This window comes from Streptomyces sp. NPDC051976 (assembly GCF_040680795.1).
GTDB lineage: Bacteria > Actinomycetota > Actinomycetes > Streptomycetales > Streptomycetaceae > Actinacidiphila.
On the sequence record NZ_JBFAXL010000002.1, the window covers coordinates 278258 to 292076 of the forward strand.

General features: G+C 71.7%; 15 protein-coding genes. 7 read left to right on the plus strand and 8 right to left on the minus strand.

Annotated features, from left to right (window positions below; translation table 11 throughout):
* Positions 1-110 precede the first annotated feature (110 nt).
* The gene (locus tag AB0M29_RS03585) at positions 111-443 is read left to right on the plus strand and encodes a rhodanese-like domain-containing protein (RefSeq protein ID WP_365378254.1); all 333 of its coding nucleotides are present in this window, start codon (positions 111-113) and stop codon (positions 441-443) included.
* A 36-nt stretch (positions 444-479) separates the two neighbouring features.
* Here AB0M29_RS03585 and AB0M29_RS03590 read toward each other — a convergent pair whose 3' ends face one another.
* The 6 genes from AB0M29_RS03590 to paaA are packed head-to-tail and all read right to left on the minus strand — an operon-like array spanning position 480 to position 5388.
* Entirely contained in the window at positions 480-1673 is a 1194-nt protein-coding gene (locus AB0M29_RS03590) for an acyl-CoA dehydrogenase family protein (protein ID WP_365378256.1), read from the minus strand.
* Between the two features lie 49 nt (positions 1674-1722).
* Positions 1723-2811 (minus strand): 2Fe-2S iron-sulfur cluster-binding protein, encoded by a 1089-nt coding sequence (locus AB0M29_RS03595; RefSeq protein ID WP_365378258.1) that lies wholly within the window; start codon positions 2809-2811, stop codon positions 1723-1725.
* On the minus strand, positions 2812-3318 hold the full coding sequence (gene paaD, locus AB0M29_RS03600; RefSeq protein WP_365378261.1) for a 1,2-phenylacetyl-CoA epoxidase subunit PaaD: 507 nt from the start codon (positions 3316-3318) through the stop codon (positions 2812-2814). It lies immediately after the preceding gene.
* Positions 3312-4115, minus strand: coding sequence for a 1,2-phenylacetyl-CoA epoxidase subunit PaaC (paaC, locus tag AB0M29_RS03605; RefSeq protein WP_365378263.1), 804 nt, complete (start codon positions 4113-4115; stop codon positions 3312-3314). Before paaC ends, paaD begins: the two co-directional genes overlap by 7 nt.
* Positions 4112-4408 (minus strand): 1,2-phenylacetyl-CoA epoxidase subunit PaaB, encoded by a 297-nt coding sequence (paaB, locus tag AB0M29_RS03610; RefSeq protein ID WP_365378266.1) that lies wholly within the window; start codon positions 4406-4408, stop codon positions 4112-4114. The genes paaC and paaB overlap by 4 nt, the downstream gene beginning before the upstream one ends.
* A complete protein-coding gene (paaA, locus tag AB0M29_RS03615; RefSeq protein WP_365378269.1) occupies positions 4405-5388 on the minus strand; it encodes a 1,2-phenylacetyl-CoA epoxidase subunit PaaA in 984 nt (327 codons plus the stop codon). Before paaA ends, paaB begins: the two co-directional genes overlap by 4 nt.
* Before the next feature lie 220 nt (positions 5389-5608).
* Here paaA and AB0M29_RS03620 point away from each other — a divergent pair, with 220 nt between their 5' ends.
* Genes AB0M29_RS03620 through AB0M29_RS03630 form a run of 3 tightly spaced genes read left to right on the plus strand, consistent with a single transcriptional unit; the run spans position 5609 to position 8412 of the window.
* Positions 5609-6274 (plus strand): DUF5819 family protein, encoded by a 666-nt coding sequence (locus tag AB0M29_RS03620; RefSeq protein WP_365378271.1) that lies wholly within the window; start codon positions 5609-5611, stop codon positions 6272-6274.
* Positions 6275-6324: 50 nt separating this feature from the next.
* Positions 6325-7605, plus strand: a complete 1281-nt coding sequence (locus tag AB0M29_RS03625; protein WP_365378611.1) for an HTTM domain-containing protein — start codon at positions 6325-6327, stop codon at positions 7603-7605.
* Between the two features lie 33 nt (positions 7606-7638).
* Entirely contained in the window at positions 7639-8412 is a 774-nt protein-coding gene (locus AB0M29_RS03630) for a TrmH family RNA methyltransferase (RefSeq protein WP_365378274.1), read from the plus strand.
* A gap of 60 nt (positions 8413-8472) precedes the next feature.
* On the opposite strand, the gene paaN is transcribed toward AB0M29_RS03630, so the two are convergent.
* Positions 8473-10149, minus strand: a complete 1677-nt coding sequence (paaN, locus tag AB0M29_RS03635; protein WP_365378277.1) for a phenylacetic acid degradation protein PaaN — start codon at positions 10147-10149, stop codon at positions 8473-8475.
* A 123-nt stretch (positions 10150-10272) separates the two neighbouring features.
* On the opposite strand from paaN, the gene AB0M29_RS03640 reads away from it, so the two are divergent.
* From AB0M29_RS03640 to AB0M29_RS03650, 3 genes are all read left to right on the plus strand, one after another.
* Entirely contained in the window at positions 10273-11799 is a 1527-nt protein-coding gene (locus tag AB0M29_RS03640) for a 3-hydroxyacyl-CoA dehydrogenase (RefSeq protein WP_365378279.1), read from the plus strand.
* Positions 11796-12383, plus strand: coding sequence for a TetR/AcrR family transcriptional regulator (locus tag AB0M29_RS03645; protein WP_365378282.1), 588 nt, complete (start codon positions 11796-11798; stop codon positions 12381-12383). Before AB0M29_RS03640 ends, AB0M29_RS03645 begins: the two co-directional genes overlap by 4 nt.
* 86 nt (positions 12384-12469) lie before the next feature.
* On the plus strand, positions 12470-13240 hold the full coding sequence (locus AB0M29_RS03650) for a dienelactone hydrolase family protein (protein WP_365378284.1): 771 nt from the start codon (positions 12470-12472) through the stop codon (positions 13238-13240).
* Between the two features lie 28 nt (positions 13241-13268).
* On the opposite strand, the gene AB0M29_RS03655 is transcribed toward AB0M29_RS03650, so the two are convergent.
* Positions 13269-13751 carry an Lrp/AsnC family transcriptional regulator gene (locus AB0M29_RS03655; RefSeq protein ID WP_365378287.1) on the minus strand — a complete coding sequence of 161 codons (483 nt, stop codon included), beginning with the start codon at positions 13749-13751 and terminating at the stop codon, positions 13269-13271.
* Positions 13752-13819: the final 68 nt, after the last annotated feature.

Consider the following 13819-nt stretch of genomic DNA (forward strand, 5'->3'; position numbering starts at 1 on the left):
CCCGGTCACTCGTCGTCCGGGGCGGCGGCTGAGGTACGTTTTTCTGGTTCCCCGTGAGCGGTCCGCGCTGACGCGCACCGCCACCCCCCGTGCTCAGGAGGCCACGCCCGATGTTCCACTCCCAGCTCCCCGCGGTGGACGCCGCCGCCGTACCGGCTGAAGCGATCGTGCTGGATGTGCGGGAGAACGAGGAGTGGGCCGCCGGGCACGCCGAGGGCGCCGTCCACATCCCGATGGGCGAGGTCGTCGCCCGGATCGGTGAGGTGCCGGAGGGCGGCCGGGTGCACGTGGTGTGCCGGGTCGGCGGCCGGTCCGCCCAGGTCGCCCAGTACCTGATCGCCCAGGGCGTCGACGCGGTCAACGTCACCGGCGGCATGCTCGACTGGGAGGCCGCCGGCCGCCCCGTCGTGGACGGCAAGGGCGGCACGGGCTTCGTCCTCTAGGTCCTCCTCGGGTCCTCGGCCAGGCGGCCCTCGGCCCTAACCGGCGAGCGGGTGGGCGGCGATCAGGTCGCCCAGCGCCTCCTCGTGCGCGGCCGCTGGGCCCAGTGACAGCTCCAGCTGCTTGGCCCAGGCGTGGTAGCGGTGCAGCGGGTAGTCGGTGTCGGCGCCGAATCCGCCGTGCAGGTGCTGCGCGGTCTGGACGACCCGGCGCACGCCGTCCGACGCCCAGATCTTGGCCACCGCCACATCACCGGCGAGCGGCAGTGCCCCGCCCGCCCCGGTGCTCAGCCGCCATGCCGCCTGCCACAGCGTGGCCTCCATCGCCCGCAGATCGATGTACCGGTCGGCGGACTGTACGGCGACCGCCTGGAACGTGGCGATCGGATGCCCGAACTGCTGCCGCTTCGCCGCGTACGCGCTGGTCATCCCGAGCACCGCCTCACCGAGGCCGAGCACCAGGGCGCAGGTGCCGGTGGCGAGCATCTGCCGCAGCCACTCCCAGGCGCCCTCCGCGGTCAGCACGTCCGTACCGGGCACGCGTACGCCGTCCAGCGTGATCTCCGCCAGCCGCTCTCCACTGGTGGAGATCTGCTCGGCGCACGTCACGCCGTCGTGGTCCCGGCGGACCACCGCCACCACGGCCCCGCCCTGCGGGGTGTGGGCGGGCACCAGGATGTGGTCGCAGCTCTGCGCCCACGGCACACCGGTCTGCACCCCGTCGAGCACCACGCCGAGCCCGTCGGCTACCGCGCTCGCCGTACCGTCGGATCCGCCGTCCGGAGCGCTGCCCGGGTCGTCCGGGCGTGCCTGGACGGCGAGTTCGGCGCCGTCATGGCCGGTGCGGCCGTTGGCGGCGACCGTGAGGACGGCTGTGCCGCCGCCGACCGCGGACAGCAGCCGCTCCCGCAGGGGCGCGGAGCCGTACCGCTGGATCGCCAGCGCCGCGGCGCAGCTCTCCAGCAGCGGGACCCGGGCCAGTACCCTGCCCGCCTCGCGCAGCACCAGGCAGAGCGCGAGCGGGTCGAGTCCCGCCCCGCCGTACTCCTCGTCCAGCGTGAGGCTCAGCAGATCGCTCTCGGCGAGCCTGCGCCACAGCGGCCGGTCGAAGTCCTGGGCGACCGCCCCGGAGGTCAGCGCGGGGCTCGGCAACCCCTCCGCCGTCACTCCGGAGAAGACGGACTTCGCCGCCTCGACCGCTGCCAGCTGCTCTTCGGTGAAGCCGAACTCCACGATCCGCTCCTCCCGCCACCAATTCTGACGATGCGTCAGATTAGGGCGGTCAGGCGTCGAAGTCCACCTCGACGACGGAAGTGACCGGATGCGACTGGCAGGCCAGCACATACCCCGCGTCCGTCTCCTCCGGCTCCAGCGCGAAGTTGCGGTCCATCCGCACCTCGCCGGTGACCAGCTTGGCCCGGCACGTCCCGCACACCCCGCCCTTGCAGGCGTACGGGGCGTCGGAGCGGTTGCGCAGCACCGTCTCCAGCAGCGACTCACCGGCCGTCGAGGGCCAGCTCCCGCCTCTGCCGTCGAGCGTGGCTCGCACGGTGGCGCCGCCGGGTATCGGATCGGCGACCGGGCCCGAGGGCACCTCGTCGACGTGGAAGATCTCCTGGTGCACCCGGGACCGGGCCACGCCCAGAGCCCGCAGCGCCCGCTCGGCCGAGGTGACCAGGCCCAGCGGCCCGCACAGGTACCAGCCGTCGACCTCCGTCACCGGCAGCAGCGCGGGGAGCAGCGAGGTCAGCCGCGCCTCGTCCAGCCGCCCCGACGGCAGCCCGGCCTGCTGCTCCTCACGGGAGAGCACGGGCACCAGCTGGAACCGGTCCGGCCACCGGTCCTTGAGGTCCGCTACCTCCTCCAGGAACATCGTCGACGCCGCCGTCCGGTCGCTGCGCACCAGGCAGAAGGTCGCGCCCGGCTCACGGGACAGGATCGTGGCGATCTGCGACAGCACCGGGGTGATGCCGCTGCCGCCGACCACCGCGGCGAAACGGCCCGGCCGCGGCTCCAGCACGAACCGGCCCGCGGGCGTCATCACGTCCAGCACGTCACCCACGGCCAGCTCCTTGAGGGCGTACGTGGAGAACTCGCCCTCCTCCACCAGCCGCACCCCGACCCGCAGCGTCCTCGGCCCGTGACCGTCGCCCGCCGCGGAGCCGTCACCAGCTGCCGGGACCGCCGGGACGGCGTCGCACAGGGAGTAGGTGCGGCGTATCTCGGCGCCGTCCACGAACCGGCGGACCGCGATGTGCTGCCCCGCCCTGTAGCGGTACTCGGCGCGCAGCTCCTCGGGCACCTCGAAGGCGATGGTCACCGAGTCGTCCGTGAGCGGGCTGACCTCCGTCACCCGGAGCGGATGGAACATTCACAGCTCCTTGAAGTGGTCGAAGGGCTCGCGGCAGGACTCACAGCGGCGCAGCGTCTTGCACGCCGTGGACGAGAAGCGGCTCAGCAGCCGGGTGTCGACGGACCCACAGTGCGGGCAGCGCACCGCCAGGTCCACCGGGACGGGGCCACCGGAGGCGTGCCGGGCGGCGGGGGTGCGCGGCGGCGCGACCCCGTGCTCGGCGAGCTTGCGGCGTCCCTCGGGGGATATCGCGTCGGTCGACCAGGCGGGCGAGAGCACGGTACGGACCGAGACCTCGGACATGCCGTGCGCGGTCAGCACCTCGGTGATGTCCGCGGCCATGGTGTCGAGCGCGGGACAGCCGGTCCAGGTGGGGGTCAGCTCGACCTGGACCCGGCCGGGCCCGGTCACCCGCAGGTCCCGCAGCACGCCCAGCTCGGCGAGCGATATCACCGGCAGCTCCGGGTCCGGCACGGCGCCCGCGAGCCGCAGCAGCTCTTCTTCCAGAGGGGTCGTGGTCACCATGTCGCCCCCGGGTGGGCGCGGTGCAGATACTGCATCTCCGCCAGCAGGCGGCCGAAGGGCTCGGTGTGGACGCCCTGCCTGCCCGCCCCGGCGGACCAGGGGGTGCGGTCCGAACCCCGCGGTGTCTCCAGGGTGGCCCGGCTCAGGATGTCGGTGATCCGCTCCAGCCACGGGTTGCGCAGCGCGGGCAGGTCGACGCCGAGGCCGTCGAGCGGCTCGAACAGCTCGCCGGTGTAGCGCCACAGCCCGTCGACGGCGCGCTGCATCCGCTGGTGGCTCTCCTCGGTGCCGTCGCCGAGCCGCAGGGTCCACTGCTCGGCGTGGTCGCGGTGGTAGGCGACCTCCTTGACCGCCTTGGCCCCCAGCGGGGCCAGGGCGTCGTCCGAGGCGGCGAGCGCGCCGTACAGCAGCTCCTGGTAGACGGAGAAATAGAGCTGCCGGGCGATGGTGTCGGCGAAGTCGCCGTTGGGCCGCTCCACCAGCTGCACGTTGTGGAACTCGTGCTCCTCGCGACCGAACGCCAGCTCGTCCTCGTCACCGGTCATCGACAGCAGGGTGCGGGCCTGGCCGAGCAGGTCGAGCGCGATGTTGGTCAGCGCGACGTCCTCCTCCAGCACCGGCGCGTCCCCGGCCCACTCCGCGAGCCGCTGGGCGAGCACCAGGGCGTCGTCGCCGAGCGCGCGGGCGGCGGACACGGCGCTCGCGGACAGGGCTCCGGTGGATGCGGAGGGGGTGGCGGCTGCGGACACGGGGGCCGTGGACGTGGTGTCCGTAGCCCCGCCGGCGGTGGCGGTCACAGGTGCTTCACCCCTTCCGGGATCTCGTAGAAGGTCGGGTGCCGGTAGGGCTTGTCGGCGGCGGACGCGAAGAACGGGTCCTTCTCGTCGGGGGACGACGCGGTGACCGCGGAGGACGGCACCACCCAGATCGAGACGCCTTCGGCCCGCCGGGTGTAGAGGTCCCGGGCGTTGCGCAGCGCCATCTCGGCGTCAGGGGCGTGCAGGCTGCCCGCATGGCTGTGGCTGAGCCCTCGCCTGCTGCGGACGAAGACCTCCCACAGCGGCCACTCGTTGTTGCCCTGCCCGGTCATGCGTGTGCCTCTCCGTGCTTGGCCGCGTAGGCGGCGGCCGCTTCGCGGACCCAGGCGCCGTTCTCGTGGGCGGCCCGGCGCCGTGTGATCCGTTCCTCGTTGCAGGGGCCGTTGCCGCGCAGCACCTCCTGGAACTCCGTCCAGTCGATGGCCCCGTAGTCGTACCCGCCGCGTTCTTCGTTCCAGCGCAGGTCGGGGTCGGGGAGGGTGAGTCCGAGCACCTGCGCCTGCGGGACGCATATGTCGACGAACCGCTGGCGCAACTCGTCGTTGGAGTGGCGCTTGATCTTCCACTCCATGGACTGGGCGGAGTGCGCCGACTCGTCGTCGGGCGGGCCGAACATCATCAGGGACGGCCACCACCAGCGGTCCACCGCGTCCTGTGCCATCGCGTGCTGGGCGTCCGTCCCCTGGCTCAGGGCGAGCAGCAGCTCGTAACCCTGGCGCTGGTGGAAGGACTCCTCCTTGCAGATCCGCACCATGGCGCGGGCGTAGGGGCCGTAGGAGCAGCGGCACAGCGGCACCTGGTTGGTGATCGCGGCGCCGTCCACCAGCCAGCCGATGGCGCCGACGTCGGCCCAGGTCAGGGTGGGGTAGTTGAAGATCGACGAATACCGCTGGCGGCCGGCGTGCAGCTTGTCCAGCAGCTCGTCGCGGCTCACGCCGAGGGTCTCGGCGGCGCTGTAGAGGTAGAGGCCGTGGCCCGCCTCGTCCTGCACCTTCGCCATCAGGATTGCCTTGCGGCGCAGCGAGGGCGCCCGGCTGATCCAGTTGGCCTCGGGCTGCATACCGATGATCTCGGAATGGGCGTGCTGGGCCATCTGGCGTACGAGTGTCGCCCGGTACGCGTCCGGCATCCAGTCGCGGGGCTCGATCCTCGAGTCCTCGGCCACCGCCGCGTCGAAGGCGGCCAGGAGGGCTGCCTGGTCCGCCGCCGGTGCCTCCCCGGCGGTCGCCGCTGGTGCTGCCGTCGTCGTCATGCGGACCCCTCCCTCTCTCGTGGTCGCGGACCGTGCCGCGTCCTTCGCCGTCAACCAACCGACCGATCGTTCGGTCCACTCCATGGTCGGTGGCACACCTTGGGGTGTCAAGGCCATACCCCGGCCTGTGGATAACTCGGTAAGGTCACCGCCTGGGCACGTGGTGAGTAGCGTGCCGGGCGGCGGGCGCGCACCGGGCGCGGGTGAGGACGGGGAGTCGATGGAGTCGTTCGAGGGGCCACCACCCCAGGTGGGAGCCTTGTCGCTGCCCGCGCGAATAGCCGTGGCGCTTGCGGTGGCCGTCGTCGCGGTGGGTGCGCTCTACCACCTGGCCATGGTCTTCCTGCACGTCGCGCCGTCCAACACGATCAGCCGCGAGCACAGCAAAGCGGTTGACGACTACATCTATCCGGAGTTCGAGCAGAACTGGAAGCTGTTCGCGCCGGACCCGCTCCAGCAGAACATCCACGTCCAGGCCCGCGCCGAGATCCGCAAGGCGGGCGGCACCCTGTCGACCACCTCTTGGGTGGACCTGACGGGCATGGACATCGCCGCGATGCGGCACGACCCGGCGCCGAGCCACACCCAGCAGAACGAGCTGCGCCGCGCCTGGAGCTTCTACACCGACACGCACGACGGCAAGGAGCAGGCCACCTCGGGTGACCGCAGCGACATGAGCCGCACCTATCTGCTGCGGATTCTGGAGATGCGGTTCGGCCACCGGCTCAACGGCGGCGACGTCGTACGCCTCCAGGCCCGTTCCGCCACCGTCTCGGTCGCCAAGCCCTCCTGGAGTGGCGAGAAGTCCGACACCCAGACCTACTACCGGGAACTGCCCTGGTGGGCCGTCGACAACACGCCGACCGGGCAGGAGAGCGCCTCGTGACCGCCCCCCACAGCCACGCGCCGTCCCCCTTCGCGGGCCTCGCCGCCGGTATCGACCGCGGTGTCTCGCGTGGTCTGGCCAAGGTGACCAGCACGGCCGTCGGGCCGTACCAGAGCGCGATCGTCCGCATAGGCTTCTCGCTGACCTGGCTGCTGTTCCTGCTGCGCGAGTGGCCGCACCGCTCCGAGCTGTACGGCCCCGACAGCCCGTGGGGCGTCGACCTGGCACGGCGGCTGATCGCCGACAACCACGCCTTCACCGTGGTGCTGTGGAACGACGGCCGCACCTGGTTCGAGCTCGTCTACACCCTCGCCATCGCCTCCAGCCTGATGCTGCTCCTGGGCTGGCGGACCAGGACTGCCTCCGTGCTGTTCATGATCGGCGTGCTGTCGCTGCAGAACCGCAGCATCTTCGTGGGCGACGGCGGCGACAACGTCATCCACCTGATGGCGATCTATCTGGCCTTCACCCGCTGCGGCCAGGTCTGGTCGCTGGACCGCCGCCGCGCCGACCGCCAGCGCAGGGCGGCCGAGCTGAGCCGGGCCGCCGAACCGGCGTCCGCCGACGGCGAGAGCGCGGCCGACGTGGAGAGCGCCGCGAAGACGAACCGCGCCGCCGCCTCCGCCCTCGATCCGGTGGGGATCGCCCTGTGGGCGGTGCTCGGCGCCGCGCTCGTGGCCGCGACACTGCTCGGGAAGCTCAGTGGCGAGTGGACGGTCATCTTCTGGGCGAGCTGGCTGGCCCAGGCGCTGTGGTGGGCCGTGCGGCGCTGGGCTCCGGGTGAGCCGCGTACCGTGCTCGACATCATCGCCAACATCATGCACAACGGCGCGATGCTGGTGATCGTCGTCGAGGTGTGCCTGATCTACTCCACCGCGGGCTGGTACAAGATCCAGGGCAGCCGGTGGCAGGACGGCACCGCGCTCTACTACCCGCTCCACCTGGACGACTTCACCCCCTGGCCCGCCCTGTCGCACACCCTCGCGGGCAACGACGTCATGGTCATGCTGATCACCTACGGCACGGTCATGGTGCAGGTCGCCTTCCCCTTCACCCTGTTCAACCGGCGGGTGAAGAACGTGCTGCTGGTCGCGATGATGGTGGAGCACGCGTCCATCGCGATCGTGCTCGGTCTCCCCTTCTTCTCCCTCGCGATGATCGCCGCCGACGCGGTGTTCCTGCCGACCGGCTTCCTGCGCTGGGCCGGTCAGCAGTTGGTACGGCTGGTGCGGCCGGGCGGCGGGCAGCCTGTTCCGGTCCTGGTGGAACAGCGGTCGGGCAAGTACGAGGAGCCCGTCGTCGAGGCGTCCCCGCCCAGCGCCGTGACGTGATCGGGCCGGTCGGCAGCCCCGTACGCTGAGGCCATGACCGAGCACGAGACCGCCGTACGGCGCTGGCGGGAGCACGCGCCCGACGCGGTGCTGCTCGACGGCTTCCACGCGCTCAAGCACGCGCTGCGCTTCGGCGCGACGGTGCCGGTGGCGGTCACCGCGGACCGGGACGCCATGCTGCGGCTGGCCACCGAGCTGGCCCCCGACCTGACCGCGGAGCTGGAGCGGCGGGTCACCGCGGTCCCGGCCGCGGAGCTGCGGGAACTGGTGCCCAGGGTGCACCCCACCGCGGTGGCCGCCCTCGCCGTCCGGCGCGACCGGGACGCGAACCTCGCGGCGCTGGCCCTGCTGCCCCGCCGGGCGCCGGTGGTGGTCCTGGACAGCCCCCGCAACCTCGGCAACGTCGGCGCCGTCATCCGGCTCGCCGCCGGGTTCGGCGTCACCGGCGTGGTCACCACCGGGGACCTCGACCCCTGGCATCCCAACGCGGTGCGCTCCGGCGCCGGACTGCACTACGCGACCGCGGTGGAGCGTACGGGCACCGACGCTCTGCCGCCGGGCCCGCTGTACGTCCTGGACCCGGAGGGCAAGGACATCCGCTCCGCCGGACTGCCCGACGACGCCCTGGTCGTCTTCGGCTCCGAGCGGCACGGCGTGTCGGCCGAACTCAGGGACCGGGCCGACGCCTTGGTCGCCCTGCCCATGCGGCCGCAGGTGTCCAGCTACAACCTGGCCACCAGCGTCGGCATGACGCTCTACCACTGGGCGGCCACGTCCCGGTCCCCGCTGGTACCGGGACGTCCCTGACACCGCTTCCCGCCTCGCCGCCCCTGGCCGGTGCACGGCGGCCAGGGGCAGGTCCGTCCGTCAGACGGGCCGGCGCACCTCCACCATCCGGAAGCGGTTGGCGACGAACGCCCCGTCGCACAGCGCCGCGTTGGCCGCGGGGTTGCCGCCGGAGCCGTGGAAGTCGGAGAAGGCCGCCGTCTGGTTCACATAGACGCCGCCGGTCAGATTGAGCGAGAGCTGCGCGCACTCGTCCCAGCAGACCTCCTCCATCTGCCGCTCCACCTCGGCCGAGGTGGTGTAGCCGCCGACCGTCATCGCGCCCTTGTCGCGGATCGTGCGGCGCAGCAACTCCAGCGCGTCGGCGGTGGAGTCGACGGCGACGGCGAAGGCGACCGGGCCGAAGCACTCCGACATGTACGCCGCCTCGTCGTCCGGCTTGGCGCCGTCCAGCTTGACCAGGGCGGGGGTGCGGACGACCGCGTCGGGGAAATCGGGGTGGGCGACGGCCCGGGAGGCGAGGGCGACTTCCCCGATCCCCGCGGCGCCGTCGAGCCGCGCCTTCACATCCGGGTTCACCAGGGCGCCGAGCAGCGCGTTGGCCCGCGCGTCGTCGCCGAGCAGCTTCTCCACGGCGGTGGCGAGGTCGGCGGTGACCTCGTCGTAGGTCCGCGGGCCCGCCTCGGTCTCGATGCCGTCCCGGGGGATCAGCAGGTTCTGCGGGGTGGTGCACATCTGGCCGCTGTACAGGGACAGCGCGAAGGCGAGGTTGTTGAGCATGCCGCGGTAGTCGTCGGTGGAGTCGATGACCACGCTGTTGACGCCGGCCTTCTCGGTGTAGACCTGCGCCTGGCGGGCGTGGGTCTCCAGCCAGTCGCCGAAGGCGGTGGAGCCGGTGTAGTCGATGACCCGCACCTCGGGGCGGACCGCCAGCGTCTTGGCGAGGCCCTCGCCGGGCCGCTCGACGGCCAGGCAGACCAGGTCGGGCGAGAAGCCCGCCTCGGCCAGAACCTCGCGGGCCACCGCGACGGTCAGCGCCAGCGGCAGCACCGCGCGCGGGTGCGGCTTGACCAGCACCGGATTGCCGGTGGCCAGGGAGGCGAACAGGCCCGGGTAGCCGTTCCACGTCGGGAAGGTGTTGCAGCCGATCACCAGGCCGATGCCGCGCGGCACCGCGGTGAAGGACTTCCGCAGGCTGAGCGGGTCGCGCTTGCCCTGCGGCTTGGTCCACTCCGCGGTGTCGGGGGTACGGACCTGCTCCACGTACGCGTACGCCACCGCTTCGAGGCCGCGGTCCTGCGCGTGCGGGCCACCGGCCTGGAAGGCCATCGTGAACGCCTGTCCCGAGGTGTGCATCACCGCGTGGGCGAACTCGTGGGTGCGGGCGTTGATCCGGGCCAGGATCTCCAGGCAGACCATCGCGCGAGCCTCGGGCCCGGCGTCACGCCAAGCGGGCATCGCCTCGCGCATGGCGGGAAGCAGCACGTCGGGATCGGGGTGCGGGTACTGTACGCCGAGCTCTGTCCCGTACGGCGACCGCTCGTCACCCGTCCAGCCGTCGGTGCCCGGCTGGTCCAGGTCGAAGCGCTTGCCGAGCAGGGCGTCGAAGGCGGCCTTGCCCTCCTCGCCGTCGCCGTAGGCCTTCGGGTGTTCGGGGTAGGGCGACCAGTACGCACGGGTTCTGACAGCGTCCAGCGCCTTGTCGAGGGTGCCGCGGTGACGTTCGATCAAGAGCACGGTGGACAGATCGGCGGGCAATGGGACCAACTCCTCGTCGAGCTGGGCTGAGTGGAAGAGACAACGCTAGATTAACCGAATGTTCGGTCGGGACAAGAGGGACGTCCCGGCCTGTGGATAACTCGGCAGGGAGTCGTGGACACCGTGACCGCACTTGAACGCACCCGCACCGTAGCCGTCGTCGGCACCGGCACCATGGGCCAGGGAATCGCACAGGTCGCCCTGCTGGCGGGGCATCGGGTGCTGCTGCACGACGCCGTACCGGGATTCGCGGAGAAGGCCGCCGTCGGCGTGTCCGCCCGCCTCGACAGGCTGGCCGAGAAGGGCCGCCTGGACGCGGCCGAGCACGAGGCGGCACTCTCCCGGCTCATCGCGGCGGAGCGGGTCGAGGACCTGGCCGACGCGGGGCTCGTGGTCGAGGCCGTCGTGGAGGACCTGGCCGCCAAGCAGCGGCTCTTCGCCGATCTGGAGGCCGTCGTCGCCGACGACTGCCTGCTGGCCACCAACACCTCCTCGTTGTCGGTGACGGCCGTCGCGGGCGCCCTGCGGCTGCCCGGCCGCCTCGTCGGCCTGCACTTCTTCAATCCCGCGCCGCTGCTCCCGCTGGTGGAGGTCGTGGCGGGCGCAGCCTCCCACCCCGATGCCGTCACGGCCGCCTACGACACGGCCGCGGCCTGGGGGAAGTCCCCGGTGCGCTGCGCGGACACCCCGGGATTCGTCGTCAACCGCATCGCCCGCCCCTACTACGCCGAGGCGCTGCGCGTGTACGAGGAGCGTGCCGCCGACCCCGCCACCATCGACGCCGTACTGCGCGAGTCCGGCGGCTTCGCCATGGGGCCCTTCGCCCTGATGGACCTGATCGGGCAGGACGTCAACGAGGCCGTCACCCGCTCGGTCTGGGAGGGGTTCTTCCACGACCCGAAGTTCACCCCGTCGCTCGCCCAGCGCCGTCTGGTCGAGTCGGGACGGCTGGGCCGCAAGTCGGGACACGGCTGGTACCCGTACGACGACGGTCGCGCCGCGGGTGCCGCCGGCGGGGCGGACGCGGCGGCGCCGCACACCGCCGAACCGGCGGACGCGCCGCGGTACATCGTCGTGGGCGGCGACCTGGGCCCCGCCCAGGCGCTGGTCGACCTCGCGGTCGAGGCCGGGATCGAGGTGCGGCCGCAGGAGGCGCTGCGGTCCATGAACAGGATCGAGCTGCCCGACGGGACGGCGCTGTGGCTGGCGGACGGCACCCTGGGTGAGGGCGTCCAGTTCGACCTCGCCCTGGACTACCGGGCGGCGACCAGGATCGCGATAGCGCCGTCGCGCGGGGTCACGGACGCGGGCCTCGCGCACGCCACGGGCTTCTTCCAGGCGCTGGGCAAGAAGGTCAGCGTCGTCCGGGAGGTGCCCGGTCTGATCGTCGGGCGGACCGTCGCCATGCTGGTCGACCTCGCCTGCGACGCGGTCGCCAGGGACGTCGCGTCCGCCGCGGACATCGACACCGCCATGCGGCTCGGCGTGAACTATCCGCTGGGCCCGCTGGAGTGGGGCGACCGAATCTCGGCGCTCTGGGTGCGGGAATTCCTCGAAAGCATGCACGAGTGGTACCCCACCGGCCGCTACGCGCCCTCGCTCGCCCTATGGCGGCGTGGGGACGTCGACGAGGATGTGGTCTCCTCATGACCATGTCCAAACGCGACACCTATACGCCCGACTCGCTGCTCGCCGTGGCCGTCGAGGTTTTCAACGAGCGCGGTTACGACGGCACGTCCATGGAGCACCTCTCGCGCGCCGCGGGGATCTCCAAGTCGTCGATCTACCACCATGTGCGGGGCAAGGAAGAACTGCTGAACAGGGCGGTGGGACGCGCCCTCGACGGCCTTTTCGGCATCCTGGAGCAGCCGGAGGCGCTGTCGGGGCGTGCGGTGCAGCGGCTGGAGTACGTCACCCGCCGTACGGCGGTGGTGCTGATGGAGGAACTTCCCTACGTCACGCTGCTGCTGCGGGTGCGCGGGAACACCACGACCGAGCGCTGGGCCATGGAGCGCCGCCGGGAGTTCGACCAGCGGGTGTCGGAACTGGTCAAGGCGGCCGCCGCGGAGGGGGATCTGCGCTCGGACGTCGAGGCGCGGCTGGCCACCAGGCTGCTCTTCGGGATGATCAACTCCGTCGTGGAGTGGTACCGGCCGGACGCCAAGGGCGGGTCGGAGCGGGAGCAGGTCGCGGACGCGGTGGTGCGGCTGGCCTTCGACGGGTTGCGGGCGTAGGACCCGTCCGTGCCGGGCGGGTCCTCCTGTCACTCTTTTGGTCCAGACCATTGACCCGGTGTGCCCGGGGCGGACACGATCCAGCCATGTTCTCCGCTGATCGCTATTCCGTGCGATTCCGCCCGCCGGTACGGGCGGTGGCCGCCTCCGCGCTGACGGTGTCGTTCCTGCTGCTTGCCGGGTGCGGAGGCGGCGGTGGCGGCGGGAGTACGGCGGCCCCGTCGCCGTCCGCCACGGCGAACGACTTCGGCTGCCTCTCACCCGCTCAGGCCAAGGCGGGCTCGGTGACCTTCCCCAGTTCCGAGGGCCAGGACGTCGAAGGCTTCCGCACCGGTACGGGGACGACCGCACTGGTCCTTGCCCACCAGGCCGACGGCGACGTCTGCCAGTGGGTGCCGAACGCCCTCGATCTCGCCAAGGAGGGCTACACGGTCCTCGCGGTCGACTCGGCCGGGAGCGAGGTGCCCGAGATCACCGCGGCGGCCACCTACCTGCGGGGCAGGGGCGCGAAGAAGGTGCTGCTCGTCGGCGCGTCCAAGGGCGGTACGTCGGTGCTGTCCGCCGCGGCCGAGATCACCCCCAAGGTGGACGCCGTGGTCTCCCTCTCGGCGCCCGGGACCTACAACGGCATGGACGCGTCCTCGGCCGTGCCGACCCTGACGATGCCGGTCTTCTACATGGCGGCGCAGGACGACACCGAGTTCGCGGAGTCCACCAAGGCGCTCAGCAAGGCGACGAAGAAGGCCGCGGAGAACGACCTCCACATCGTCGGCGGCGCCAACCACGGGGTGAGCATGCTCTCCGACCCGGCGAACTACGCCCAGGTCAAGGCGTTCCTCAAGAAGTACGGGAGCTGAGGGCGGTACGGCGGCCGGTCGGACGCGGTCAGTCGCCGACGACCAGATCGGTCTCCTCGAAGACCAGCAGGGTGCGACTGCTGAGCACTTCCTCGATCGCCTGCAGCCGGGTCAGCACCAGTTCGCGCAGACTGCGGTTGTCGACCGTGTGCACCAGCAGCAGAACGTCGAAATCACCACTTACCAGGGCAATATGGACTACACCCGGTAGGGTGACGAGTTTTTCGCGGACGGTCCGCCAGGAGTTCTGGACGATCTTGAGGGTGATGTAGGCGGAGGCGCCCTGCCCGGCGCGCTCGTGGTCGACCCGGGCGGTGAAACCTCGGATCACTCCGTCCTCTATCAACCGGTTGATCCGGGAGTAGGCGTTTGCCCGGGACACGTGCACGCGCTCGGCGACCGAGCGTATGGAGGCCCTGCCGTCCTCCTGCAGCAGTCGCAGGATCGTGCGGTCGATCGGATCGAGCGGTCGGACCTCGGGTTCCTCTTCGGCCATCTGTTCTCCTGCCATCCCCCCGTGCCTGCCTACCATGGACGTACTGGCTCCATCTCAGGCTGTGCAGAACCGTTTGTCCACAG